Origin of the sequence: Novosphingobium sp. AAP93, from assembly GCF_001296055.1 — a bacterium.
Taxonomy (GTDB): Bacteria; Pseudomonadota; Alphaproteobacteria; order Sphingomonadales; family Sphingomonadaceae; genus Novosphingobium.
This window is the reverse complement of record NZ_LJHZ01000035.1, coordinates 1-24,598: the sequence shown is the minus strand read 5'-3', so window position 1 is coordinate 24,598 and position 24,598 is coordinate 1. Positions and strand designations below refer to the sequence as shown.

23 protein-coding genes are annotated in these 24,598 nt (G+C 64.6%); 7 read left to right on the top strand and 16 right to left on the bottom strand.

Going from position 1 to position 24,598, the window contains the following annotated elements; genetic code table 11:
* From IP83_RS07570 to IP83_RS07545, 7 genes are all read right to left on the bottom strand, one after another.
* Positions 1-1,522 (bottom strand): bifunctional DNA primase/polymerase (locus tag IP83_RS07570; RefSeq protein WP_197274315.1); only part of this gene is annotated, 1,522 nt, incomplete at its 3' end.
* Positions 1,523-1,715: 193 nt separating this feature from the next.
* On the bottom strand, positions 1,716-1,910 hold the full coding sequence (locus IP83_RS19550) for an AlpA family transcriptional regulator (protein ID WP_082364577.1): 195 nt from the start codon (positions 1,908-1,910) through the stop codon (positions 1,716-1,718).
* A gap of 217 nt (positions 1,911-2,127) precedes the next feature.
* Positions 2,128-3,318, bottom strand: coding sequence for an integrase family protein (locus tag IP83_RS07565; protein ID WP_197274314.1), 1,191 nt, complete (start codon positions 3,316-3,318; stop codon positions 2,128-2,130).
* 273 nt (positions 3,319-3,591) lie between these two features.
* A complete protein-coding gene (locus IP83_RS07560) occupies positions 3,592-4,146 on the bottom strand; it encodes a GNAT family N-acetyltransferase (protein ID WP_156309622.1) in 555 nt (184 codons plus the stop codon).
* Positions 4,143-5,054: a GNAT family N-acetyltransferase gene (locus IP83_RS07555; RefSeq protein ID WP_054121604.1), complete on the bottom strand. Its 912-nt coding sequence runs from the start codon at positions 5,052-5,054 to the stop codon at positions 4,143-4,145. Before IP83_RS07555 ends, IP83_RS07560 begins: the two co-directional genes overlap by 4 nt.
* Entirely contained in the window at positions 5,051-6,016 is a 966-nt protein-coding gene (locus IP83_RS07550; protein ID WP_054121603.1) for a polysaccharide deacetylase family protein, read from the bottom strand. The genes IP83_RS07555 and IP83_RS07550 overlap by 4 nt, the downstream gene beginning before the upstream one ends.
* A gap of 3 nt (positions 6,017-6,019) precedes the next feature.
* Positions 6,020-6,877, bottom strand: a complete 858-nt coding sequence (locus tag IP83_RS07545; RefSeq protein WP_054121609.1) for a cupin-like domain-containing protein — start codon at positions 6,875-6,877, stop codon at positions 6,020-6,022.
* Between the two features lie 284 nt (positions 6,878-7,161).
* Between IP83_RS07545 and IP83_RS07540 the strand changes: the two genes are divergently transcribed.
* The 3 genes from IP83_RS07540 (at position 7,162) to IP83_RS07530 (ending at position 9,883) form a co-directional block, all read left to right on the top strand.
* Positions 7,162-7,713, top strand: a complete 552-nt coding sequence (locus IP83_RS07540; protein ID WP_054121602.1) for a carboxymuconolactone decarboxylase family protein — start codon at positions 7,162-7,164, stop codon at positions 7,711-7,713.
* An 80-nt stretch (positions 7,714-7,793) separates the two neighbouring features.
* Positions 7,794-8,789, top strand: coding sequence for a DMT family transporter (locus tag IP83_RS07535; RefSeq protein ID WP_054121601.1), 996 nt, complete (start codon positions 7,794-7,796; stop codon positions 8,787-8,789).
* Entirely contained in the window at positions 8,786-9,883 is a 1,098-nt protein-coding gene (locus tag IP83_RS07530) for an alkene reductase (protein WP_054121600.1), read from the top strand. Before IP83_RS07535 ends, IP83_RS07530 begins: the two co-directional genes overlap by 4 nt.
* Positions 9,884-9,932: 49 nt before the next feature.
* Here IP83_RS07530 and IP83_RS07525 read toward each other — a convergent pair whose 3' ends face one another.
* The 5 genes from IP83_RS07525 to IP83_RS07505 all read right to left on the bottom strand — a co-directional run bounded on the left by IP83_RS07525 (position 9,933) and on the right by IP83_RS07505 (position 14,358).
* Positions 9,933-10,457 carry a DUF1254 domain-containing protein gene (locus tag IP83_RS07525; RefSeq protein ID WP_156309621.1) on the bottom strand — a complete coding sequence of 175 codons (525 nt, stop codon included), beginning with the start codon at positions 10,455-10,457 and terminating at the stop codon, positions 9,933-9,935.
* On the bottom strand, positions 10,454-11,032 hold the full coding sequence (locus IP83_RS07520) for a DUF1214 domain-containing protein (protein ID WP_054121598.1): 579 nt from the start codon (positions 11,030-11,032) through the stop codon (positions 10,454-10,456). Before IP83_RS07520 ends, IP83_RS07525 begins: the two co-directional genes overlap by 4 nt.
* Before the next feature lie 23 nt (positions 11,033-11,055).
* Positions 11,056-12,366, bottom strand: coding sequence for an acetyl-CoA hydrolase/transferase family protein (locus tag IP83_RS07515; RefSeq protein ID WP_054121597.1), 1,311 nt, complete (start codon positions 12,364-12,366; stop codon positions 11,056-11,058).
* A 1-nt stretch (position 12,367) separates the two neighbouring features.
* A complete protein-coding gene (locus IP83_RS07510; protein WP_054121608.1) occupies positions 12,368-13,669 on the bottom strand; it encodes an amino acid permease in 1,302 nt (433 codons plus the stop codon).
* A gap of 215 nt (positions 13,670-13,884) precedes the next feature.
* A complete protein-coding gene (locus IP83_RS07505; protein WP_054121596.1) occupies positions 13,885-14,358 on the bottom strand; it encodes an Lrp/AsnC family transcriptional regulator in 474 nt (157 codons plus the stop codon).
* A gap of 140 nt (positions 14,359-14,498) precedes the next feature.
* On the opposite strand from IP83_RS07505, the gene IP83_RS07500 reads away from it, so the two are divergent.
* Positions 14,499-15,518 carry a 1-aminocyclopropane-1-carboxylate deaminase gene (locus IP83_RS07500; RefSeq protein WP_054121595.1) on the top strand — a complete coding sequence of 340 codons (1,020 nt, stop codon included), beginning with the start codon at positions 14,499-14,501 and terminating at the stop codon, positions 15,516-15,518.
* Between the two features lie 92 nt (positions 15,519-15,610).
* A complete protein-coding gene (locus IP83_RS07495; protein ID WP_156309620.1) occupies positions 15,611-16,345 on the top strand; it encodes a GGDEF domain-containing protein in 735 nt (244 codons plus the stop codon).
* Here IP83_RS07495 and IP83_RS07490 read toward each other — a convergent pair.
* The 3 genes from IP83_RS07490 to IP83_RS07480 form a co-directional block, all read right to left on the bottom strand.
* Positions 16,342-18,126, bottom strand: coding sequence for a hypothetical protein (locus IP83_RS07490; protein WP_054121593.1), 1,785 nt, complete (start codon positions 18,124-18,126; stop codon positions 16,342-16,344). The genes IP83_RS07495 and IP83_RS07490 overlap by 4 nt on opposite strands.
* An 81-nt stretch (positions 18,127-18,207) precedes the next feature.
* Positions 18,208-19,440: an aromatic ring-hydroxylating dioxygenase subunit alpha gene (locus tag IP83_RS07485; RefSeq protein WP_054121592.1), complete on the bottom strand. Its 1,233-nt coding sequence runs from the start codon at positions 19,438-19,440 to the stop codon at positions 18,208-18,210.
* Between the two features lie 119 nt (positions 19,441-19,559).
* Positions 19,560-21,098, bottom strand: coding sequence for an SRPBCC family protein (locus tag IP83_RS07480; RefSeq protein ID WP_054121591.1), 1,539 nt, complete (start codon positions 21,096-21,098; stop codon positions 19,560-19,562).
* Positions 21,099-21,271: 173 nt separating this feature from the next.
* Here IP83_RS07480 and IP83_RS07475 point away from each other — a divergent pair, with 173 nt between their 5' ends.
* Together IP83_RS07475 and IP83_RS07470 are read left to right on the top strand one after the other, a co-directional pair.
* Positions 21,272-22,861, top strand: a complete 1,590-nt coding sequence (locus tag IP83_RS07475) for a carboxylesterase/lipase family protein (RefSeq protein ID WP_197274313.1) — start codon at positions 21,272-21,274, stop codon at positions 22,859-22,861.
* Entirely contained in the window at positions 22,858-23,619 is a 762-nt protein-coding gene (locus tag IP83_RS07470) for an SDR family NAD(P)-dependent oxidoreductase (RefSeq protein ID WP_054121590.1), read from the top strand. The genes IP83_RS07475 and IP83_RS07470 overlap by 4 nt, the downstream gene beginning before the upstream one ends.
* Positions 23,620-23,634: 15 nt before the next feature.
* On the opposite strand, the gene IP83_RS07465 is transcribed toward IP83_RS07470, so the two are convergent.
* The gene (locus tag IP83_RS07465) at positions 23,635-24,402 is read right to left on the bottom strand and encodes a YkgJ family cysteine cluster protein (RefSeq protein ID WP_054121589.1); all 768 of its coding nucleotides are present in this window, start codon (positions 24,400-24,402) and stop codon (positions 23,635-23,637) included.
* Between the last annotated feature and the right edge of the window lie 196 nt (positions 24,403-24,598).

Here is a 24,598-nt window from a genome sequence, read left to right as displayed (position 1 = left end):
TCGATATGGTGGCATAACCCAATTGAAACTGCCTCCGGAAAACCCGGGACGCTTCATCGGCAAGGATGCCAGCTACCGTGTTCAGGAAGACGGATTTGCCGTTCCCACCATGACCATGCACGAAGAACAGGGCGTGTTCCTTGGTGTCCCCGGTGAGCGCATAGCCGCAGATTTGCTGGAGGTAGCGAACCATCTCTGGATCATGCCCTGTCGCTTCATCGAGGAAGCGAAGCCATGTCGCTGGTGAACCTTCCTCTGGTGCACAGGCAGTCACCTTGGTGATGGCATCCTTTGGACATGCAGGGCGCAGATCGCCTGTCTTCAAGTCCACCGTGCCATTCGGTGTCCCCAGCAGGTAGGTGTGCGCATCCCAGTAGCTGCTCTCGACAGAGTGCGTTGGTTGGGATTGCAGCATCTTCTCGACGCCATTGATCACGGACGACTTATTGAAGCTCGTCGCACCTGCGCTCAGTTCACGTATGATTTCACGAACCATGTAGTTCACACGCTTGGTGCCGTCAGTCTCCCAGTGGTTTCCATTGAAAAGAAACCATTTTCCGCTCGTGTGACAGAAGCGACTGATATCGCCATGGCGGTCCGTGAACTCACGAGCAAAGCGATCTTCGGATAGCTGTTGGGTGCCCAGTGGCTGCCCATTGTGCAGAATCCACGGTTGCTTCTTGCCCTTAGAGAACCCGCTTTTGAACGTGTCCTGCGCTTCCTGCGCAGGCAGACCATTCATCATGGCAGCGGAAAGCAAGGTTAGCTTGGCCATCTCGGCATCGATCAGATTTGCGCCAGCGAACTGACCCATCTTGAACGCCGACGCATTCAGTTGATCGTTGCGCTTGCCATTGGGCGCTGAGCGAACCAGCACAGCTTCATCTTCAAGGGCTTTGATGGCCCATGAGTGATTTACGCCCTGTGCGGTGGCACCGGATGGCGATGAACCTTCTGCATCAGTTCCTAGCAGCTTGCTGAGCCAATCAGGCATGTACGCTGTGGCGATACCTGACGGATCATCGATCCATTGATAGACTGTGCCGCTTTCATGAACACTGGGCGGGGCCACGATATAGCCACCGTCACTGCGGATATCGACATGGTCGAGAATCCCTGCAGCCGTCTTCACGGTCCATTCTGGATGGCGGTAGTAGACGTGATAGCCACGTCCTGACTTGGCGATCACGCCTGCGCCAAGGCCACGATCCTGCGCTACTTGGAACGCTTCGGGGCTGTCGAAATCTACGACGAAGATGCCGCTGACGGTACCGGTGACAATCCCGATGTTAGCGTCAGGATATTCAAGCTGCCACTGCTCGATCTGCGACCAGTCGGGCTTGGTCGTTTGGTATTCAGTCCACTTCACCAGCGGCTTTTTGCCACCAGCCGCTAGTGGAATCAGGCTGAAGCCAAGACTGGATAAATATGCCCATGGATTGAGCGGAATTGGCTCAGTCGCATTGGGTGTGTGAGGTGGTGCTGGTGGGTTATGTGATTGATTCGTAATGATATTCGTCATAAATATTTCTCATTTTAGTTATCCTTTCGTTCTGCATTGGATTCTCCATTTTCAGTCTAAAAAGGGTTGGTTTTCAAAAATTTAGGCATGGCTCAGCATTGCCCGACATGCGTGTCGAGCTTTGCCTTGCCGTGTCTGGTTCTTTGAGTGTTCTACTCAGATAAAAATCTGAGTTTCAGGAAGCGGATCATTCTCAAGCAGCGGCAGAGCTTTGTCGATGCCACCAATCTATGACTTCGCTATATTTCCACACAGCAATGCTGCCATATAGAATGATGCGAGACGGAAAATGTCCAGATTTTTCCCAGCGCCAAATTGTCGAGCGTGAAACACCAGCAATATGGCAAACTTCTCTTTCACGAATAAAACGATCTTCAAACTTGTTCATTAAAATCACCTCTGTTCTCTAATTTTTGACCTCCTTTCCAATGATAAAATGCGAACCAATAACCGCACCCATATAGGGACTAGACTAAAATCGCCTCCTCATCATGGAATATGAGAGCCCTCAGAAACCATTCCTGAAAGCCCTCACATTCTATCCGATTCGCATGATGTCTGTCAAGTAAAAACACAATATAGGCAAAAGTGGTTTTAAATAAAAATCATTTAATATTTGCGATCATTGCCCCCAGAGCGTCAAGAGCTTTCTTGTGATCGTCGAAATAGCGTGTTTTGTTGTAGTCGGCGAGCAACTGCCCCCCGATATTGGCATGACCAAGCACGACGCTCGCAACATGCGGTGGGAAGCCAAGATCGCCAACGAATGTTGAGGCGGTCCTTCGCAGGTCATGGGCCGACCAGTTCTGCACGTTTGCCAAAGGTGAGACCATCTTCAGCCAGCGGTCCCAGTTCACCAGACTTCCGCCCCGAACGCCAGAAAACACCTTTGTTGCCGGTGTGATCTGCTCCTTTATCTGGAACACCTCACGGCGTTGAATTTCGACCGCCTTCACCTCTTCAAGCAATGCCACCGCCTGTGCCGATAGCGGTATTTTGAAAGGATGCTTCGGCGCTTGCTTCTTCTTGGCTTTCGACCGGGTGTCCTTCCTTCGTGCCGGTGGGAGTGTCCAAAGCTGATTCTCAAGGTCAATTTCGGCCCACGTAGCTTGGGTGGCCTCTGACCGACGTGCGGCGGTCAGCAGCATAAACTTTGCACATCGCCCATAGTGGTCATTCAGGTGCGGTAGCAGCGCCTTCAACTCATCCTCCGTGAGGTGGCGCTGCCCCTCTTCCTCGTCCTCAGATGCTAGCGTTTGGGGTTTTTCTAATTGGATGCCATGCGGGGTTAGCTCCCGCTTTGCTGCCCATTTCAGGATCGGATTAAGGTATGCAACTGCTCTTGCCGCTGATGTTTTTGCGGGATGAGCGTCAGCCGTAATTTGAAGCTTGGACATAACCAATTCGAGGCCCGGCTTCTTGAGATGGCTTGCGAACACTGATTTGATGCGCTTCCGCTGTTCGGCCTTGGTCCGATTTCCGGTTCCCGGCCCAGTTTCGAAATACGCATCTACGATGGCTTCAAGTGTGCCGATTCCAAGCTTGGCTGACTTTTGGCGTTGTCGTTCGAGCTGCTTTTCCTCGTTCGGATTGTAGCCAGCTTTGATTTTAGGTCTGAGGACTGCTGCTGCATCACGGGCATCTTTCAGCCCAAGGTCATCGCCCACCTTGAAAGTCCCCATCTCGCCCTTGCAACGCATTTTGAGGACCCACGTCCAATGCCCGGAGGCAAGGACCCGCAGATGGAGATTGTCACCGTCCGGGTACAAATTCTCGCCACCCGGCACGTGCTTCACCGTCTTAAGAAAGTTCGCTGCAAGAGGTGCGCTTCGCTTAGGCATTCTGGCTCGGCCTTCCCCTAGGCTTCAAAAAGCTTCATATAGGCTTCATAAATCATGCAATGCCCTGAAACAAGCTGAACACGGCGAGGCTCAAAAAGAAACGAAAATATAATATAATCAGTGAGATATGGGGCAGCATTCTGATGCATAGCGGTAGCTGAAATTAGGTGATGCACTGACTTTTAATCAGTAGGTCGCTGGTTCGAACCCAGCAGGGCTCACCATTTCTCACCGCAGCGGGATGCGCAGCGCGAACCAACGGCCGCGCCATTGCCATTCCGCGCTGAAGCCGATGCGGCGCCAGCCGGCTTTCCGGAAGGCGCGCACCGAGGGGGTGTTGGTCCACCAGATGAAGGCCACGACCCGGTCCGCGCCCGCTTCGAGGTAGCGGCGCGTCGCCCCGCGGATCAGGGCAACGGCAAGGCCCCGGCCGCGTTCGGATTGTTCGGTGGCGATGTCCATCAGCGCGACTTCGTTGGCCCTCAGCGGCCAGGTCGCATCGCGGCCATACTGCGCGGCGCGCGCGAAATGGGCGACCGAGGCGGGGCGGCCGTCCTGCAGCAGGACCATACCGGGCAGACCCTGCCGCGCATAGCTGAGCGCGCCTTTGACCTTGGGCGTCAGGCTCTCCGCGATGGCGCCATAATGCTCGGGCCTCGCTTGCACCACGTCCGGCCCGGCGGCGTCCGGCATGCCCGACGAAGCTACGATCCAGTTCAACCGGTAGTCGGTGATCAGCATGCCGATCGCCGTCTTGATCCCGTCCTTGACCACTGCTGTCACCGCCGCACCAGCCGCCGCACGCTTGCCATCGCGCCCTTGCTTTCCGCGATCCGCTTCGCCGCCGCCACGCTGCGGTTGAAGCCGTCGAGTGCGCCCAGCAGCAGCCGGTTGGCAAGGCTCGGGCGCAGCAGATAGAACGAGCACGCCTGCACCGATCCCGTCGCGAACAGCGCCTTGTGCGCGCCTTCGCCTTCGGTGAAATCGAAATAGCGGTAGCACTTTTCCGCAAACAGCCGCTCCAGCGCCTCGAGCTGCAGCACCGTCCCCGGCGAAAGCTGCGCGAAATCCGGATCATAGCCGAGGTGCGCGTAGACCACGGTCTCGCCGTCGATCGGCAGGTAGAGGTAGCTCACCGCCTTGCCCTCGATCCGCAGCAGATAGGCGCGCAGCCTGTCCTGGCGGGCCAGCGCGCGCATTTCGGCGAGCGCGGCGTCACCTTCCGGCAGTCCGGCATCGAGCAGGCGCGCCTGATAGGTCCGGCGCGAGAGGGGCACCGCCTCCGCCACGAAGCGATCCATGTCCTCTGCGGTGCGGAACTCCTCGAAATCGAGCCGGTCGCCGCCCATCTCGGCAATCCGCTTGCGCTTGCGCCGCAAGGTCGAGCGGGTCTTGCCCGAAAACCGCGCGAGATAGTCCTCGAAGCTGCCCGCCATCTCGATGTAATAGCGCGGAAAGGCCTGCCAGCCGCCGAGCCGGTATCCGGGCAGCTGTTTGCGGATACGGGGGATCGCCAACTCGGGAGCCGAGAGGACGCGTACGCCCTCGCAGCCGATCTCGATCCCGTGAAGGCGCTCCGCCTTGCCCTCCAGCAGGTCGGCCAGCGTGAAAGAGGCGGTGTCGAGCTTGCGCGTGGCAGCGAAGACGCGGCGCGAGCCGACGACGAAGGGAATGGTGACAGCAGCGGTCATCGGGCACCGTAGAGCGCGTTGGCGGCGGCCTGTTCGGCATAGCGCCAGCCGGTGCGCAGCACGTTGTGCGGCAGCAGCGCGGCGGGGGTGCTGGCGGGCAGGGCCTGCGGGGGATTGTCCGCATAGGTCGCAGTGGTCACGCCCGGCTCCTTTTCCAGCCAGGCACACAGCCGCTCGAACCGGCGGACGAGGATCTGGTTCTTGCGCGACCGGTCGCGGCTCAAGAGCTCGAAGCTGTGCGAAACCAGCGTCATCGGCACCTCCGGCTGCCGCCTCGCATGGCGCAGCGCCGCGCCGATCTCGCCGTCGGTGAGCGCGGTCAGCTGGAAATGGCGGCGCGATCCGCGCGGACCCGCGATGCAGGAAACGGGCACTTCGGTCACGCCGTGGATCTTGACCGGCACGCGGTCCTCCGGCCCCAGCGCAATGCGGCTGTGCGAACCGACGATCCCCGGCGTGTGGCTGCTGTCATAGGCCAGCCCAAGCGCGGCGAGCGCACGCAAGGTGTCATCGTTGGCGCCGTAGTTCCCGGCGCGAAATGCCACCGGCGCGGGCGCCCCGGCAGCGATCAGCACGCCCTTCGCATAGTCCAGCAGCTCGCACTGCTGCTCGAACGTGAAGTCGCGGATGTTGAGCCCCGTCGCCGTGCCCAGCGGATTGTTCGCGCCTGCGATCGCCAGCCACTCGGTATGCGCGTGAAGCTGCACGTCGTGCCCGCGCGCCACGATCGGCCCCACCACATCGGCAATCGCCTCCACGCCCCAAACCAGCGCGGGCAGCGGATCGACGAAGAACACGGCCTTGATGCCGTGCCGGTCCATCACCGCCATCTGGTAGAAGATGCCCGCCTCGCCGTCCGCCACCTGCCCGGCGATCGAGCGCGCAAAGTTCTCGCGCCGGTCATCGCGCCACGGGAAACCCGCTGCGTATTCGGTGTCGATGGTGATGTAGAGGCTGACCATCGCTCAGGGACGCGGAACCACGCCCGCGCGGCGGATGGCGCGATAGGCGAGCGACTTGCCGAGGTTGCGCGCCGGATATTGCTGCGGGCTGCGCGGCGCTAGTCCGGCGCGGCGCAGGATGTGGTTGAGCGCGCGCGCATCGGCCTCGGCGCAGCTCCATTCCGAACGCCACGTCACCGACAGCGAGATCGAGGGGAACGCCCCGTTGCGCACATAATGCGGCGCCTTCACCGGCACATGCAGGCCCTGTCCGGGCCGGAGCGCAAACGCCCGGCCGCGTGCCTGGAACTCGTCACGCCACGCGAGGTTGCGATGATGCGCGCCGAGGTGAAACAACTCGTGCACGCGCGGCGGCGCGATGGCCTCGTCCGTCACCGGGAACATCGTCATCACCTTCTCGCCCTCGATCTGCAGCAGCAGATTGTGCTCGGGATCGAAGTGCAGCGGGGTCACCGCATGCGGCGAGGAGACGAAGATGAATGCCTCGCAGCGCTCCATCGCACCGGTGCGCGGGGCGACGACGTCGCGCACTTCGCCCAGCACCTCGTCCACCAGCTTCGCATAATCCGGATGCTGCTCGATGCGCTTCAAGGCCATCCATGAGCCGGCGCGGTCGATCTGGCGGATGACTTCGGCGGCGGAGAGGGCAGGGCGCTCGACCTTGTCCGGATCGACGCCCAGCGGCAGGTCGCCCAGATTGTATTCCACGCTGTCCGCCGGCAGGAATTCCGCCAGCTCGGCCAGCGCGGCGCGGGTCAGCAGGCCTTCTGCCGCCAGCTTGTGCTCGAACGTCACGGGTGCAGCCGGATAAGCCTCGGCCAGCACGGCCAGGGCCGTCGGATCGAACCGGACAGTGCTCATCGCCATCGAAGTCCTTCCGTTTCCGCCAGCGGGAAACCTTCCACTGCCCGATTGCCTAGCGAAGCGGACTTAACATTCGATTTAGGTTCTTTCGCGGTGCGGGCGTTTTCCGCCGCAATCCGGGAAAACTCCATTCCTTCATCCCGCTGCGCAGAACACGCTTGGCGCGCATCTATTCCTGTCCGGCATAGAGCTAATCGCGACGGCGTATCTGCCGGAACGCGGCGGGCAGGGCCATCAAGGGGTCACGGCAATGACGCCGCCCCGATCAAAGGAACCTGACGATGACCGCTTTCACTGTCCCGACCCGCGATACCGTTTCGGCTGGCAACCAGGGCCTGTTCGATGCTCTCAAGGGCCAGCTGGGCTTCGTGCCCAACCTCTACGCCACGCTCGCCCACTCGAACAACGCGCTGGGCACCTATCTCGCGCTGCAGTCGGCCAAGTCGTCGATCAACGCGAAGGCCCGCGAAGTGGTCAACCTCGTCGTCAGCCAGGTCAACGACTGTGCCTACTGCCTCGCCGCCCATACCGCGCTGGGCAAGATGAACGGCTTCTCGGAAGCGCAGATCCTCGAAATCCGCGCCGGCAGCCTTGCTTCGGATGCCAAGCTCGATGCGCTCGCCCGCCTGACCCGCTCGATCGCCGTCAATCGCGGCCAGGCCGATGAAGCCCTCGTCGATGCCTTCTTCGCCGCCGGCTGGACCAAGGAAAACCTCGTCGATGTCATCGTCACCATCGGTGACAAGATGATCACCAACTACCTCCACGCCGTGACCAAGGTCCCCGTGGACTTCCCGGCTGCCCCGGCGCTTGGCGTCCTCGAAGCGGCCTGAACCGGAAGCTGACCCCATCGGCTTGGCCCGCCCGTCCTCTCCCCCCCTCCCAAAGGGCGGGCCACACCAGGAGCCTCGTCATGACCGCACTTGCGTCCCCTTGCTCCACCGGTCATGGCGAGGTTCACCCCTCGCTCTCCCTCCCAGCCGCCAGCCTAGCCGCCAGCATTGCCGCAGGCGCGCTCGCGGCCTTCATTTGGGCGATCTACTTCGTCTTCGCCAAGACGGGCACTGCCGCCGGGCTACTCCCGCAGGATTTCGCGCTGCTCCGCTTCGGTCCCGCCGCGCTCGTCCTGCTCCCCTGGCTGATCCGCCATGATCTTCCCCGCCTGGCCGGGATCGGCTGGCCCCGCGCGTTTACCCTCACTTTGCTCGCCGGACCGCCGTTTATCCTGCTCAGCAGCGCAGGGTATCTCTACGCCCCGCTGTCGAACGGCGCGGTGATCCAGCCCTCCACCGTCACGCTCGCATCGATGGCGGCGGCTGCGGTCCTCCTCCGTGAGCGCATCACGCCCGCCAAAGTCATCGGCATCGCGCTGATCCTTGCCGGGCTCGCCGTGATCGCAAGCCACAAGAGCCACGCCGGCGGCAGCATGGTCTGGCTTGGCAACCTGCTCTTCCTCGGTGCCGGCCTCAGCTGGTCCGCCTATACCATCCTGTTCAAGCGCTGGAACCTCGATGCCGTCGCCGCCACCGCCGTCGTTGCGGTGCTGTCCACGCTCCTCGCGCTGCCGATGCTGCTGCTGAGCGGTGGTTTCACCCGCCTCGCAGCGCTCCCGCTGCAGACCCTCATGGCCCAGATCATGGTCCAGGGCGTGCTCTCCGGCGTTGTCGCGCTGATCGCTTTCGGCATGGCCGTCCGCCAGCTCGGCGCCGCCCGTGCCAGCCTGTTCCCCGCCGTGGTGCCGGTCGCGGCGATGGTCATCTCGGTCCCGCTAACCGGCACGGCCCCCGCCGCCATGGAGATCGCCGGGGCCCTGCTCGCCACGGTCGGCCTCCTCGCCGCCATGGGCCTCCTCCGTTTGCCTACCGTTGTTACCCGTCCCCAACCATCAAGCAAAGGATTGCGTTCATGACCCAAGATCCCCTGTTCCAGCCCATTCGCTATGGTGCGATTCTGGCTCCCAATCGCATCGTGATGGCCCCGCTCACGCGCACTCGCGCCAATGCCGACGAGGCCCCGCACGAGCTTCAGCAGATCTACTACAGCCAGCGCGCCACCGCCGGGCTGATCATTTCCGAAGCCACCCACATCTCCCCGCAGGGCAAGGGCTATGCGAACGCGCCCGGCATCTACAGTGAGCGCCAGATCGAAGGCTGGCGCAAGGTGACGAACGCGGTTCACGCCGCGGGCGGGCGCATGATGCTCCAGCTTTGGCACGTCGGCCGCCTCTCGCACCCCTCCCTCCAGCCCGGCGGCGTGCTCCCCGTGGCGCCCAGCGCCATCGGTCTCGAGGGCCACGCCCATACCTATGAAGGTCCGCAGGCGTTTGTCGTACCCCGCGCGCTCGAACTGGGGGAGATCCCCGGCATCATCGAGGATTACCGCAGCGCCGCGATCAACGCCAAGGCCGCCGGTTTCGACGGCGTGGAGATCCACAGCGCCAACGCCTACCTGCTCGATCAGTTCCTGCGCGATGGCACCAACCACCGCACCGACCAGTACGGTGGCAGCATCGAGAACCGCGCCCGCCTCACGCTCGAAGTGACCGACGCCGTCACCAGCGTCTGGGGTGCGGATCGCGTCGGCATCCGCCTCTCGCCCTCGCTCACCATCAACGGCATGAGCGACAGCAACCCCGCGCCGCTCTTCGCCTATGTCGCCGAGCAGCTCGGCAAGCGCCGCCTTGCCTATCTCCACTGCGTCGAACCCAGCGATCCGCGCGGCGATCCGTTCCAGCGGATTGTCGATCCCCAGATCGTGCGCAAGGCGTTCGGCGGCAACTACATCGCCAACGGCAGCTACACCGGCGAGCGCGTCCGCGATGCGCTGAGCGCGGGCGACATCGACGCCGCTTCGTTTGGCCGCCTGTTCATCGCCAACCCCGATCTTCCGCGCCGCCTCGCGGAAGGCCTGCCGATGAACCCGCTCAACGCTGCCCGCATCTATGGCGGGGGCGCGGATGGCTACACCGACTATCCGTTTGCGCCCGCTGCCCGGGCGGCGTGAGGCGCAGGGCGCGGTCCTTCCGGAGGAGGGCCGGGGGGATCGCGCCGTTCTACCCGGCCAGCGTTCGGCACTGCGCCTTCTCGCGGATCGGATCGACCGCAGCTGCCTCGGACGGATCGGCCAGCAACACGCGCTGCAGGATGATGCCTGTCGCATAGCGCACCCGCACGGTTTCGACCCCGGCGGGAACCGCCTGCCCCTCCAGCGCCAGCACCACCCGCATCGGCTTGCCGGCCATCTCTTCATCGTTGCGCACGAAGGCATTGTCGGTCCGCGCATCGAACACGCTGATCGAGCTGTAGCGCCCCGGCACTGGCACGGCGGTCACTTCCAGCGGCCCTGCGGTCAAATCATAGGGACAGACCGAATAGAGCAGGTCCGGGCTTGGCCGCACCACGAACTGCCGCTCGGCACGCACCGGCGGGGTGTGGGTGAAGTGGTTCACCGGCGCGGTTTTCGTCAGTTTGGCTTCGGCCAGCCGCATCAGCCCATAGGGCGCCGCCGCCAGCGTTCCATAATAGCTGCCAAGAGCCACGACCGCGACCACGGCCAGAGGAGCAATGCGGCGGATCATGGTCGGCACTCCCCCTTGGTGATCGTCGGCAGGCTGATCCGCGAAGGATCGCGCGCCATCTCGCCCTGCGGACGATAGGCCCTCAGGGTCAGCTCGAACGGGCCATCGGTGCCGGTCGGAATCCACAGGCCGGGCTGCTCGTCAGGGCCGATCTGTACCGTCCAATGCTCCGCTTCGCCTGCCGGAATGCGCGCGCTGCCGATCGAATAGCGAGACCACCGATTGGGTATCAGCCAGCCGCCCCGGTCATAGAGCGTCACGCTCCACCAGCGCGCGGCGATGTCGCCCCCGGTCATCGCATAGCGGCACTTGCCCGAAAGCGGCGCACCGGCGCTGTCGGTCGCGGCGGTGAAATAACGCGCTTCTTTGGCCGGCAGTGCCAGCAAGCCCCGCAGCGCGACAATCGCCCGGGTCTTGATGTCCGCATCGGCGGTGCCCACGTCGCGCCCGGTCGTCCACGGCCCCACCCGCACAACATTGCCGAGCCCGCCGGTCCTGATCTGCCAGACGGCAAGGCCGCTCCCCAACGCAAGCCCCACCACGATGAGGCCTACCCATTTCAAAACTGCCTTCACGCGTCTCTCCCTTCCGCGTGGATTCAGAAGTAATGCTTCGGGATCAGCCCCTTCTCATAGGCCTCGCGCTCCAGCTCCTCGCGGAAATCGGGGTGCGCGATCGAAATCATTGCCTTGGCCCGCTCGGCCACCGGCAGGCCTTTCAGGCAGACCATCCCGTATTCGGTGGCGGCATACATCACATCGGTGCGCGGCACCGTCACCACCGTTCCCGGCGCCAGCCCCGCCACCACGCGGCTCTTGCGCTGCCCGTGCTTCTCGTAGGTCGAGGGCATGCACAGGAACGCGCGTCCGCCCTCGGACTCATAGGCCGCGCGCACGAAGCCCAGCTGTCCGCCGGTCCCGCTGAAATGCCGGTAGCCGTCCGCTTCCGAAGCCGCTTGCCCCTGCAGGTCCATCTGCCCGGTGCTGTTCACCGCCACCACATTGTGGTTCTGCGCCACGAACTTCGGCAGGTTCGTATAGTCCACCTGCCGCGCGACGAAGGCCGGGTTGCGGTCCAGCGCGGCGTAGATATCCGCGGTCCCGATGGCGAAGGCATAGACAGCCTTGCCCACATCGACCTGCTTGCGCGCCCCGGTCGCGACCCCGGCTTTCACCAGCTCGACCAGCCCTTCGACCATCATCTCGGTATGGACGCCAAGGTCCTTCACCCCGGCACCCGCAATTGCGCGCCCCACGGCATTGGGCAGGCCGCCGATGCCCAGCTGCAGGCAATCCCCGTCCCTGATTTCCGCCGCCACCAGCCGCGCGATGGCAAGGTCGACCTCGCTGGAGACCGCGCTCGGCAGTTCGGGTGCGGGGAGGGGCGGCAGCTCGATCACGAAGTCCACTTCGCTCTCGTGCACCGCATTGTCCGGCCCGTAGCAATAGGGCAGCGCCGGATTGACCTCGACGATCACCACGTCCGTCTTCTCGACCAGCGCGCGCATGTAGGAGGCCGAGATCGAGAAGTTGTAGAACCCGTCCGCATCCTTCGGGCAGACCTGCAATACCGCGATATCCACCGCCCCACAGAACCGGCGATAGAGATCGGGCCATTCGCCCAGGTTCAGCGGAATATAGGTGCAGCGCCCCGCATCGAACTGGCGCCGGTCGTATCCGCTGAAGTGCCAGCTGGCGGAAAGCACATGTGCGCCTTCGGGATCGGCCTCCTGAAACGCGCGCGGCCGCGTCGTCAGACAGCTGCGCACTTTCACGCCGCGCAGCTCGTGCACCCGCGCCGCCAGTGCCTTGTCGAAGGCTTCCGCCTGCGTCGCGCCGAACCCGTAATCGAGCCACATGCCGCTTTTCACCAGCGCCGCGGCTTCCTCTGCCGTAATCACCTGCGGCATGTCAGGCGCGCTTTCCCGTGCGCAGTAGCCAGAACGCGACTGCAAACAAGGCCGCCACCAGCAGGCTCATCCACAGCTGCGAGGCAAGATCCGGCTGCAGCCCCATGAACACCAGCACCGCCAGCATCGCCGCCAGCGCGGTCAGCGTGCCGAAGGGGTGGAACCACATCTTCAAGGTCAGCCGCTCCGGCGCCTCGCGCTCCATCCGGGTGCGCTCCTTCAGCTGCGCGATGCCGACCAGCCCATAGAGCAGGATCATCGTCACGCCCGAGGAATTGACGAGGAAGCTGAACACCGTCCCCGGCGAAAGCCACTGCGCCGCCAGCGCGCCATAAGCGAACAGGCTCGCGGCAATGATCGCCCGCGCCGGCACCCCGCGCGCATTGACATGGACCAGCCAGTCCGGCGCATCGCCGAAGCGCGCCAGACCGAACAGCGCCCGGCTTGTCACGTAGAGCCCGCTGTTGAGGCACGAGAGCACGGCCACCAGCACCACCGCGCTCATGATCGTCTCGCCGCCCGGGATGTGCATCGCGGCCAGCGTCGTCGCGAAGGGCGAATGCCCCGGCACGATCTGCGTCCACGGCACCACCGCGACGATGAGGCCGATGGCGAGCACGTAGAAGATCACGATCCGCAGCGCGACCGAGACGGTCATCCGCGCGATCACCTTGGCCGGATCAGGCGATTCCGCCGCCGCAATCGTCGCGATCTCCGCACCGCAGAGAGAGAAGATGGTCGAGGCCACGCCTGCCAGCACCGGCCCCCAGCCATGCGGTGCAAACCCGCCATGCGCGGTCAGGTTGCCGATGGAAAACCCCTGCGGCGCGGTGATGCCGAAGACCCACAGCGCGCAGATCAGGCTGAACACGAGGATCGCGGCGACCTTGATCGAGGAGAACCAGAACTCGAACTCGCCGTAGCTGCGGGTCGACATCAGGTTCACCGCCGTCATCAGCGCGGTCAGACCGGCACCGATGGCCCATTCCGGCACCCCCGGTAGCCAGCCGCCGATGATCTTGGCCCCGGCAATCGCCTCGACCGCCACCACCACGACCCAGAAATACCAGTAGAGCCAGCCCGAGAGGAAGCCCGCCAGATGCCCGAGGCCGGCGCGCGCAAAGTCCGGAAAGGTCCGCACGCCTTCCAGCACGATGGCCATTTCCGCGATCATCCGCATCACGAGCAGGATGAGGAGGCCCGCGATCAGGTAGGAAATCACCGCTGCCGGCCCGGTCAGCGAAATCGTGGTGGAAGATCCGACAAAGAGCCCCGCGCCGATGATCCCGCCAATCGCGATCATCGAAACATGGCGCGGCAACAGCGTCCGGCTCAGCTCAACCCCGCCACCAGTCTCTGCGATCCCCACTGCGCCCACGCAAATCCCCTTTATCTGACCCGCCATAGGGATAAGCGGCAGGGCGGGCGTGTCAAATGCCCCGTGCAATCAGATAGCCCCCTCCTCTTCAGAGGAGGGGGTTGGGGGGGGGGAGGCTCTCCGCATTGCGCCGACCCCCCTCAAAACCCCAGCGGCGCATTCTCCTTCACTTCCTTCATGACGAAGAACGTCCGCGTCTGCCGCACCCCCGGCAAGGTCAGCAGCCTTTGCCCATGCAGCGCATTGAAATCGGCGATGTCGCGCACACGGATCTTCAGCAGATAGTCGAAGTCCCCCGCCACCAGATTGCAATCGAGCACTTCCTTCATCCCCACCACCGCGCCCTCGAACGCGGCGAAGCTCTCCGGCGTCGAGCGGTCGAGCACCACGCCCACCATCACCAGCGTACCAAGCCCCACCATGCCGGGATCGACCGCGCCCCGAAACCCGGTGATTGCCCCTGCCTCCACCAGCCGCGCCACGCGCCGGTGGCAGGTGGCCGGGCTGATGTTCGCCGCCTCGGCCAGTTCCGCATTGGAGCGCCGCCCGTCGGCCTGCAGCAACCGCAGCAGATTGCGGTCGATGCGGTCCAGCTCAATGGAAGGTTCTTTCATAGATCGAACATTTAGCGGAATACTGTGGAAACTGAAGTGCCGTTCTTCCCGATATAGCTTTTCTGAACCGCCGAATTTGCAAGCACCTTTCATGCACATTCCGCTAGCTTTCGCGCCGAATCAAACACCCCGGAGCCGCCATGTCTCTCCTCGCCAAATTTGAACGCTACCCGCTCACTTACGGTCCAACCCCCATCGAGCGCCTGCCCCGCCTCAGCGAGGCGCTTGGCGGCAAGGTCGAGATCTGGGCCAAGCGCGATGATTGCAACTCCGGCCTCGCCTTCGGCGGCAACAAGCTGCGCAAGCTCGAATACATCGTTCCCGACGCCATCGCCTCGGGCGCCGACACGCTCGTCTCCATCGGCGGCGTCCAGTCCAACCACACCCGAATGGTCGCCGCCACCGCGGCCAAGCTCGGCATGAAATGCGTCGTCGTGCAGGAAAAGTGGGTCCCGCACTACGATGCCGTCTACGACCGCGTCGGCAACATCCTGCTCACCCGCCTGATGGGCGCGGACAGCCGCCTCGTCGATGACGGCTTCGACATCGGCATCCGCCAGAGCTGGGAAGACGCCATCGAAAGCGTCAAGGCAGCCGGCGGCAAGCCCTATCCGATCCCCGCCGGCGCCTCGGTCCACAAGTATGGTGCACTGGGCTACGTCGGCTTCGCGGAAGAAGTCGCCGCGCAGGAGGCCGAACTCGGCTTCCAGTTCGACTACATCGTCGTCTGCGTCGTCACCGGCTCGACGCAGGGCGGCATGATCGTCGGCTTCGCCGCGCAGGACCGCGCCGACCGCGTCATCGGCATCGACGCTTCCGGCACACTCGAGCAGACCCGTGCACAGGTCCGCTCCATCGTCGACAACACGGCGGAACTTGTCGGCCTCGGCCGCACGATTCGAGAGGACGAGATCGTCATCAACCCGGACTACGCCTACCCGGCCTATGGCGTGCCTTCGGACGAAACCAACGAGGCCATCCGCCTCGCCGCCCGCACCGAAGCGATGATCACCGACCCGGTCTACGAGGGCAAATCGATGCAGGGCATGATCGACCTCACCCGCAAGGGCTTCTTCCCCGAAGGCTCCCGCGTCCTCTACGCCCACCTCGGCGGCGCCCCCGCGATCAACGGCTACAGCTATTATTACAAGGATGGCTGAGGCTTTGGTTTAAGCGATGTTGTCCCGAAATCTGTGGCAAGCTGCAGGCAGCGTACAACCGAACGTTAAGGGATGGTGCATATCCTCCGACTGTGGCCTGGAAAATCACTTCTAGCCCGGCCCGAATGCTCATTGCCGGCATTCTCGTCGTGGGTCTGTCTATCGGTTGCTCGCTGGCGGCTACACACGCCTCGTTCCAGACAGACGGCGGTGTAAGCTACGAGCACGCAATGCTGATCGCCTTCTGCATCCCCGCTGCCGTCGCACCGCCGTCCTTCATCTATTTCATCTGGACCGCGCGGCGGATGGAACGGCTCAACCAGCAACTCAACCTGCTCGCCCGACAGGATTCGCTAACGAAGCTCGACAATCGCCGCGCCTTTGTCGAGCAGGCCACTGCGCAACTGGAAAGCGGCACGGTGCAAATGCTGGTCATGGTGGATATCGACCATTTCAAGCACATCAACGACAGCCTCGGTCATTCCGGTGGCGATCTCGCCCTGCAGCATGCCGCCGCGATCATTGCTGCCGCCGCGCCCGGTGACGCGCTGGTCGCCCGCATCGGTGGCGAGGAATTCGGGCTGCTCCTCCCCTTGCAGCAAGGCGGCGACGCTTGCAGCGACGGAGAAGCGGTTGTCGAGGTCATCCGGCAGCGGCTCGAAGCGCTACCGCTGATCACGCCGGCGGGCCTTACCCGCATGACTGCCAGTTTCGGCATCGCCGTCTCTCGCCTGGGCGAGAGCCTCGATCACTTGTTCGCCCGTGCTGACAGGGCGCTCTATGATGCGAAGAACGCGGGTCGCAACCAACTCGCCGTCGCGTCCTAAAGCCGCTCCAGCGTCAGCAAGCGCCGATCCCCCAGCCACGCCCGGTCCAACGCCGCCTCTGCCGCGCGCGCTTCCAGCTCATGCCCCAGCGCCCGCTCGGCTTTGGCCAGCCCCCACAGAGCCCAGCCATTACCCGGCGCAACCAGCAGCGCCTGCTGGAACGCCTCGCGCGCCTCGCTCGCCTTGCCCGCCGCCAGCAAGGCCGCGCCCAGTGACTGGCCCACCGGATAGTACCAGAACGGCGGCTCCTGATAGGGCAGCGTTCCCTCGATTGCCTGCGCCTTGTGATAGGCCTCCGCTGCCGCAGCAAAGTCCCCGCGTGCATAGGCCAGCCGCCCGCGCATCACGTGCTGCGCCAGATGGATCAGGTCGGTCGCGGGCAGGCCCGTCCCTTCCACCGCCTTGATCCCCGGATCGGTGGTGAGCCGCTCCATCGCCGACAGCTCGGCCTCCAGCGGCCCCGCCTGCTTCAGCCGAGCGAACGCCACGCCCCGCGCATAGTGCCACATCGCCCGCACATAGGGCAGGCGCGCCGTCGGCTTCGGCAGCGCGAAGATCTGCGCCGGCGTCCCCCCTTGCGCAAAGGCGAACGAAGGCGCGGCGACCACCGCTTCGATCCAGCCGAGTTCGACCGCCTTGTCCTCGGGAATGATCCGCATGAGCTTGCGCGCCTGCGCCACCGCCAGCCCCAGATCGCCCGCCTGCTGCGCCGAGGTCACGATGAAATGCACGTTGTGCGGGTAATAGCCGTAGCGATACATGCCATCGTCAGGCACCCGCGCCAGATAGGCCTCGTCCGCTTTCGCCGCCGCCACATTGGCCCGGATCGAATCCTTGTAGCGCCCGATGCGGTAATAGATGTGCCCCGGCATGTGGACGAGGTGCCCCGCCTCGGGCATCGCGTTCATCGTCAGGGCATCCGCCGCCTTCTCGGCCCGCACCGGGGTGACATAGTTCTCCATCAGGTGGATGTAGAGATGCGCGGCCTGCTGGTGCCCCGGATGCCGCGCCAGCACCCCCTCGACCAGCGCCACCGCCTTGTCGATGCGCGCCCGCGGCTGTGCGCGGCCCGGCTGCCAGTAGTTCCAGGGGGTCGTGTCCATCGCCGCTTCTGCCGCGAGCACGGCAATATCATCGTTGCCCGGAACGTTGTCCGCCAGCTTCAGCATGGCATCGGCATAGGCCGCATCCAGCGCCGCCCGGTCCGCCTTCGGGTCTGCCGAATAGCGCGCCGCCAATGCGCCGACCAGGGCCCGGTCCAGCGCCGGCATGCCCGGCGCCAGGGCCTGCGCCTTGGCCAGCGCCGTCAGCGTCGGCGCGAGCGCCTTGGCCTCCATCGGCGCATTGATATTCGGCCCCTGCACCAGCGCCTCGCCCCAGAAGCACAGCGCGCATCCGGGCGCGAGCGCCTGCGCCTTGCGGAACGAGGCGACCGCCGCGGCATGGTTGAAATTGTAGGCCATCTCGAGGCCCTGATCGAACCATGGCCGCGCCTCCGGCGTCATCCCGCCCGGCTCCAGTGCGGATCGCGGCACGCCGCCGTAAAGCGGGAACTTGCCCGGCACGACCGGCCCCATCAGTGCGGCCGCCTGCTGCAACCGCCGCAACAAGATCGGCGTGTTCGCGCGCGCCCGTTCGGCACAAGCCGCTGCCGCCAGGCGCGAGGGATCGAGCATCGCCAGCGCTGCCGCGTCGGAGCGCGGCGCATGGTGCAATGTCGTCGCAGCCGTCGCTGCCCCGCCAGCCAGCAAGGCCAGTGCCAGCACCCGATACAAACGCATGATGTTCCCTCCCTTGCCCCGGGAAGGCCAGCCTATGCCTGCTGGGGCTGCGGCGCAATCACGCCGCAGCCATCATCAGGATCACTCCGCGGCTTCGCGCTGTGCCTCACGCGCGAACATCTCGACCAGTTCGTCGTCGGTCGCCTCGAGCAGCTTCGCCGCCCAGGTGTGGAACACCTGTCCGCCGCGCTCGTTGCGGCCAAACAGCACGTCCTTCATCAGCCCGCTCTGCAGCGCCTCGTGCTGGCGCTTGCCAGTCTTGTAGTCCTCGTCGCGCACCACGATCTCGAGAAAATCGAACTGCTCGTGCGCGGCCTTGATGGCCACCTCGTCCGAGGGCTTCTTCTCCATCACGTAGAACTGGGTGGTGTAGCTCTCGCCCACCTTGTTGCCCGGGAAGAGCTGGCTGATCATCGCGCCGCGCAGGCCGCCGCCGTAGAAGCTGGCGATCGAGATATGCGGAAAGATCGTCCACACGCCCTGCACCAGCACTTCGTCCGGGATCTGCTCGTCGGAAAGCGCGGCTAGGTCGATCTGGCCGTCGTCGTCGGACTGCACCTTGATTGCATAGCGCGAAGGGGTCGAGAGCCGCTGGTGCGGCCCGAACTCGAAGTAGTTGGCGCGGTTGTAGAAATCCGCCCCGAACGTGTTCGCGTGGAGCACGGGCAGGTGGTAGAAATCGAGGTAGCCGTCGTAAGCCGTCTTCCAGTTCGGCCCCGAAAGCGTGCGCTGGCTGAACAGGTACCAATCCTTGAACCCGAACGCTTCCAACAACCCGTCATAACCGCACAGGTAATCCGCGATCGAAAGCTTGGACTTGGGATCGAGCGTCGCCCAGATAAGCCCCGCGCTTTCATAGACCGGGAACTTCGTCAGGCACAGCGCCGCCTTGTCCACCGCGCCGAAATCCTGCGGGCTCGCCACGCCGATCAGCGCGCCGTCGTTCTTGAAGGTCCAGCCGTGATAGCCGCAGGTGAACCGGGTGGCATTGCCGCTGCCGGAAGCGACCGGGTTGCCGCGGTGCGAGCACATATTCAGGTACGCGCCGACCGACCCATCACGCTGGCGGGTCAGCAGCAGCGGCACGCCGGCAATGTCCATCGCCTTGTAGTCACCGGGATTGGGCAGCTCGCACGAAGGCGCGACCATCAGCGGCAGGCGGCGGAAGATCTGCTTCTTCTCGCGCTCGAAGAGCGCCTCGTCGGTATAGGTCGAGGCGGGGATGCGCACGACCTCGTCCGCGAGTTCCATCGTGCCTGCATCGCCGTGGGCGACAAGCGAACGGGTCATTTCGATCAGCTGTTCACGTGACATGGTCTTATCCTCGAATCCCGGGGCAGGCCTATTCCCACGGAGACTGATCTCCGGCAGCCCTGCCTGCAATTGTCATTTTTGCTTGGCGGCACCCTGTTTCAACCGGACTGCAACACGGATCAACGCGAAAGTTGCTCGTTCAGCAGCTGGTGGAAGTGCCTGATCTTCGTCTCGCCGTAGTTGGCAAAGACGATCTCCTTCGATTTGATCGACTTCATCCCCCGCTGCACGTGCGGCAGGTTGACCACGTCCTGGTTGAACACCTTGGCCAGCATGCCCAGCTGCGCTGCGTCGCAATAATCGTCGTCGAAGTCGAGCCAATGCACCTTGGCCGGGGCAGGGCGCTGCTCGCCCTTCTTCACCGGCATCATGAACATCGTCTCGTGGATGCATTCCTCCGGATTGTCGCCCAGCGGGCGGAACCGGTAGAAAATGGGGTTCAGGCACCCCCACGGGCTGATGTTGGGGAAGAGATTGTAGTAGATCGTGTCGACGAATTCCGCGTCGGACATTGCGTCCACCTCGTCGCCCAGCAAACCGCGCCAGCGCTCGCGCGATTCATTGGCCATCGCCTTGCGGCGGTCCTCGACCGGGCCGCTGGTGGTGTGGTCTTCCTCCAGTTCCCAGCCTTCGGGCAGCCTTCCGCCCACCCAGTCGCACAGCTGCACATCGGCGTGATCAAGCTCGCCGCCGAGATGGTGCGCCTGATGGTCGAAAATGCCCGTCCGCCCGTCGCGCGCCGTCACCTTCACGCGGTCCTCGCCCAGCCGCTCATAGACATTGCCGGACAGCGCGTGGCGCACGTTGGCATAAGTCTTCGCGCCCTCCAGCGGCTCCGCCACCAGCGTCGGGTTCACGTGCGGGCTAAGGAGGCCATTGGGCGAGATCGCGCGCGACATGTTGCCGAACACGTCATACTTCGAATTGGCGTCGCCCATCACGTCGAGCAGCGTCGGGTGCGTCGCCACCACGTGGTAGGCCTCCATGAAGGCTTCCTGCGCCACCTTCCAGTTGCACCGCAGCTTCTTGGCGACATGCACCGCCTTGTAGCGGCGCTCGAACGGGATCGGCTGGAAGTGCCGGTCGATATCGCCGAGGAAGTCCTCGAAGGCCCCAGCCTTGTCATCCGGGTTGATGAACACCCAGCCGCCCCAGCGCCCCACGCGCACCGGCGGCAGGCTGTGCGTCTTTGCGCTCACCGAGGGGAAGTCCCACTGGCACGGCACTTCCTTCAGCGCGCCGTCGATGCCCCAGTTCCAGCCGTGGAACGGGCAGCGGAAGCTGTGCAGCCCCTTGCTGTCCTCGGTCAGCAGCGCGCGGCCGCGGTGTAGGCAGGCATTGGGGAAGGCCTTGATCTCGTCCGGCCCGGTCCGCACCACGATGTAGGAGAGATGCGCGATGTCATAGACATGGCTGTCCCCCACGTTCGGAATGTCGTCCTCGTGGCAGGCCATCTGCCAAACCCGCTTCCACAGCCGCTCCACTTCCAGATCGAAGAAATCGCGCGAATAGTAGATGCTGGGATCGACGATCGTCGGCCCCGGCGCGATCGGGCAGTCCTCGCGCAGCCGTTCCGGCACCGCATGCGTGTCCATGTCCAGCAGCGCATCATAGGTGATGCCCTTGGAGCGGTTGGTGCCCGTCAGCGTCTCGACCATGTCCATTCTCCTCTTCCGCCGGAGAAGATGACCCACGCGGCCCTGCGCAGGCTTTGACCTGCCTCAAATTCGCGCCCCCCAAAAATGAGAGCGCTCCGGCAGGCGGAATCCGGAAGGCTTGCAAGGCGCGCCCTCATGCGTACCAAGGCCGCGAACCGCAATGGACCTTGCCGATGATCCGCGCCCTAGCCTTGCTCCTCGCACTCCTCTTTGCCGCCCCCGCCGCTGCCCAATCTGCGCCGCAAGGCGAAGTCATCACCACCGCTTCGGGCAAAGTCGAAGGCTTCATCCGCAATGGCGTCCTCGAATTCCGCGGCATCCCCTATGCCGCCCCCGTCTCCGGCGAGGCCCGCTGGTCCATGCCGCAGCCCGCCGCGCCCTGGACCGGCGTCCTCCCCGCGATGCACTTCGGCGGCGCCTGCCCGCAGGCCGCGCGCTACGGCCTCACCGAACGCAGCGACGAGGAAAACTGCCTCACGCTCAACGTAAGCCTGCCGACCGCCAAGGCCGCCAAGCGCCCGGTCCTCGTCTATATCCACGGCGGCGCCTTCGTCGGCGGCGCGGCCTCGCTCTACCGGCTGGACCGCCTCGCCAGGGGCATGGACGCCGTCGTGGTGAGCGTGAACTACCGCCTCGGCGTGTTCGGCTTCATGGCCCCTCCGGCAGGCACATCCGGCGCAGGCCACGTCCTCGGCCTCGAAGACCAGCGCCTCGCCATGCGCTGGGTCAAAGCCAACGTGGCAGCCTTCGGCGGCGATCCTGACAACATCACCCTCGCAGGCGAATCCGCCGGTGCCGCCTCGGTCTGCATGCACCTCATGGCACCTGAGCAGACGCGCGGCCTGTTCCACCGCGCCATCATCCAGAGCGCCGCCTGCGGCACGCCCCTGCGCACCCTCAGCCAAGCCGAAGCCTTCACCGCCAAAGTCGCGCATCAAGCGGGTTGCACCGATCTCGCCTGCCTCAAGACCATCGACCCGCAGGCGCTCATCGCCGCCGGGACCCGCGCCTCCAGTGGCGAACTCCTCGCCTTCGCCCCCTTCACCGGCAACGCCACGCAGCCGAACGCCACAATGGCCGCGCTCGAGTCCGGCCAGTTCCTCCAAGTGCCCGTCCTCAACGGCTTCACCCGCGATGAAATGCGCCTCTATGTCGGCTACGACGTGCAGGGCGGCGCCAAGATCACCGCCGAGAGCTACCCCGCCGCCGTCCGCGCGATCTACGGCGACAAGGCCGACAAGGTCCTCGCCCGCTACCCGCTCAAGCCCGGCGAACAACCCGCCGAAACCCTCGGCTCGCTGATGACCGATTTCATGCCCGGCCTCGGCATCACCCATTGTCTGATGCTCGAAAGCGGCCGCCTGCTCCGCGCATACACCCCCGTCTTTCAGTGGGAATACGCCGACCGCACCGCGCCGTCACGCGGCGTCTCGATTCCCATCAGCCCCGAACCCGGCTTCAATCTCGGCGCCGTCCATTCCGCCGAGCTCAACGCGCTGTTCCCCAATTTCTCCAACACCTCGGCCATGTCTGCGCCTGATCTGAGCCCTGCCTCGCAGGAACTGGCTGACCTCGTCGTCGCGACATGGGCCGCCTTCCTGCGGGGCAATCCCACCCCGCAGCAATGGCCCGCCACGGGCCCCGGCCACGTGATACGTTTCGAGGTCGGTCCCATCCGTCCCTTCGACGCATGGTCCGAATACAGTTGCGATTTCTGGCGCGCCGAATACCCGGCTTTCTTCTCGTCAAAGGAAACCCGATGAACACTGCCATCGTCACCGGCGCCGCGCAGGGCCTCGGCCTCGTCACCGCCCGCCGCCTCGCCGCCGCCGGCTACCGCGTCGTCCTCACCGATGTGCAGGATGTGACCGCGCAGGCCGCCGCCATCGGCCCGCATGCGGTCGCCATCAGCGGAGACATCTCAAGCGAGGCCTTCGTCGAGGACATGGCCGGGCGCATCGCGGCAGACTTCGGCGGCGCGCAGGTTCTCGTCAACAACGCCGGCATCTCGATGATCCAGCCCGCCGAGGATACCACGCTCGATCAGTGGCAGCGCATGATGGCGATCAACCTGCAAGGGCCCTTCCTTACCTGCCGCGCCTTCGGCAAGCAGATGCTGAGTGCCGGCAAAGGCGCCATCGTCAACGTCGCCTCGGTCGCGGGCCTCGGTGGGGTGATCCACCGCTCCGCCTACAACACCTCCAAGCACGGTCTCGTCGGCCTCACCCGCACCCTTGCGGGCGAATGGGGCGGTCGCGGCGTGCGCGTCAACGCCGTCTGCCCCGGCTGGATCAAGACCGAGATGGACGTCAAGGACATGGGCTCGGGCGCCTACACCAACGCCGATATCGAAAACCGCGTGCCGCAAGCCCGTTTCGCCATGCCGGGGGACGTGGCCGAGGCGATCACCTTCCTCGCCTCCGACGCCGCCGCCTTCATCAATGGCGTCGCCTTGCCGGTCGATGGCGGCTGGACCGGCGACATCAGCTGGGATGCCCTGCGCCTCAAGACGCGGGGCTGAACCCGCGCGCCAGCGTTAGCCGGACATATCGCCGGGTTCATCGGGAAACGAACCCAGATACTCGGCGTCCCGCGCGACTATCCCCGCGTCGCAGCCCGCCCCGGCCAGCATGGCGAACGTCGCCGCCCGATTGGTGACGATGGTCCAGCTGGCCGGTCCATCCGGCGCTGCAAGGCCGCAAGGCAGTTCGTGCAGCGCGTCCAGCAAGGCCGCAGGCTCCGGCGTGTGGACCGCCAGCCCTTCGCCGGCAAAAGCTGCCGCGCCAATGCCCAGCTTGCGGCACAAGGCCGCCATCAGCGGCACCTCCCGCCGCGCCGTGTCGCGGTGCGCCGCCAGCACCGCCACCGCTTCGGGATCGAAGATCCGCGCGCCATCGATTAGCGGCGGATGGCTTTCCTCCCACGCCTCGGGCGGACAGACCTTCGCCTGCGTGTCAAACCGCACCCCCGCCAGCCTGTCGAGCGGATAGATCCGGCATATCCTCGGCCGCGCCGCATAGTTCCCGCAGCGCATGTCGGGCAGCAAGTGCGGGCAGGCCCCGTCGTGATAGGCCACCAGCGTCGCCGCGATGCGGATCGGCATCTCCCCGCTCATCGCCGCAAATGAACGCACAATGCCCGGATCGTCCGCGTCCGCCGCTCCGGGCACCACCGGCAGCGCTTCGCTCAGGATCTGCACGGTGTGCCCGTTGCCTGCCCACACCGCGGCTTCCTCCGCGCTCAGGGTCAGCCGCAGATCGTGGCAGCATTTGCCGCATTGCGTGCAGGAGAAATGGACGGTCATGGCTCACCGCCGGGGATAAGCCGCACCCGCTGCGCGACGAATAAGGGTGATTACGGATCAGGCGGCGGAGAGAGGCAACGCTGGGCAGGAGCTGCCCATGCCTGCTCTCTCCGCGCCGAGGCCCGGCGTCAGATCAGGCCCCACTCTGCGCCGAGGTTGCCGAGGTTTCCGCCGCCGATGATGGCGGTGTCGTTGA

What these genes read in the sequence shown, in the direction of transcription:
- IP83_RS19550 (WP_082364577.1), bottom strand. Translation starts at nt 1,910, where the DNA reads ATGAACAAGTTTGAAGATCGTTTTATTCGTGAAAGAGAAGTTTGCCAT.
- IP83_RS07555 (WP_054121604.1), bottom strand. Translation starts at nt 5,054, where the DNA reads ATGACCGCTGCTGTCACCATTCCCTTCGTCGTCGGCTCGCGCCGCGTC.
- IP83_RS07550 (WP_054121603.1), bottom strand. Translation starts at nt 6,016, where the DNA reads ATGGTCAGCCTCTACATCACCATCGACACCGAATACGCAGCGGGTTTC.
- IP83_RS07545 (WP_054121609.1), bottom strand. Translation starts at nt 6,877, where the DNA reads ATGAGCACTGTCCGGTTCGATCCGACGGCCCTGGCCGTGCTGGCCGAG.
- IP83_RS07540 (WP_054121602.1), top strand. Translation starts at nt 7,162, where the DNA reads ATGACCGCTTTCACTGTCCCGACCCGCGATACCGTTTCGGCTGGCAAC.
- IP83_RS07535 (WP_054121601.1), top strand. Translation starts at nt 7,794, where the DNA reads ATGACCGCACTTGCGTCCCCTTGCTCCACCGGTCATGGCGAGGTTCAC.
- IP83_RS07530 (WP_054121600.1), top strand. Translation starts at nt 8,786, where the DNA reads ATGACCCAAGATCCCCTGTTCCAGCCCATTCGCTATGGTGCGATTCTG.
- IP83_RS07525 (WP_156309621.1), bottom strand. Translation starts at nt 10,457, where the DNA reads ATGATCCGCCGCATTGCTCCTCTGGCCGTGGTCGCGGTCGTGGCTCTT.
- IP83_RS07515 (WP_054121597.1), bottom strand. Translation starts at nt 12,366, where the DNA reads ATGCCGCAGGTGATTACGGCAGAGGAAGCCGCGGCGCTGGTGAAAAGC.
- IP83_RS07510 (WP_054121608.1), bottom strand. Translation starts at nt 13,669, where the DNA reads ATGATCGCGATTGGCGGGATCATCGGCGCGGGGCTCTTTGTCGGATCT.
- IP83_RS07505 (WP_054121596.1), bottom strand. Translation starts at nt 14,358, where the DNA reads ATGAAAGAACCTTCCATTGAGCTGGACCGCATCGACCGCAATCTGCTG.
- IP83_RS07500 (WP_054121595.1), top strand. Translation starts at nt 14,499, where the DNA reads ATGTCTCTCCTCGCCAAATTTGAACGCTACCCGCTCACTTACGGTCCA.
- IP83_RS07490 (WP_054121593.1), bottom strand. Translation starts at nt 18,126, where the DNA reads ATGCGTTTGTATCGGGTGCTGGCACTGGCCTTGCTGGCTGGCGGGGCA.
- IP83_RS07485 (WP_054121592.1), bottom strand. Translation starts at nt 19,440, where the DNA reads ATGTCACGTGAACAGCTGATCGAAATGACCCGTTCGCTTGTCGCCCAC.
- IP83_RS07480 (WP_054121591.1), bottom strand. Translation starts at nt 21,098, where the DNA reads ATGGTCGAGACGCTGACGGGCACCAACCGCTCCAAGGGCATCACCTAT.
- IP83_RS07475 (WP_197274313.1), top strand. Translation starts at nt 21,272, where the DNA reads ATGATCCGCGCCCTAGCCTTGCTCCTCGCACTCCTCTTTGCCGCCCCC.
- IP83_RS07470 (WP_054121590.1), top strand. Translation starts at nt 22,858, where the DNA reads ATGAACACTGCCATCGTCACCGGCGCCGCGCAGGGCCTCGGCCTCGTC.
- IP83_RS07465 (WP_054121589.1), bottom strand. Translation starts at nt 24,402, where the DNA reads ATGACCGTCCATTTCTCCTGCACGCAATGCGGCAAATGCTGCCACGAT.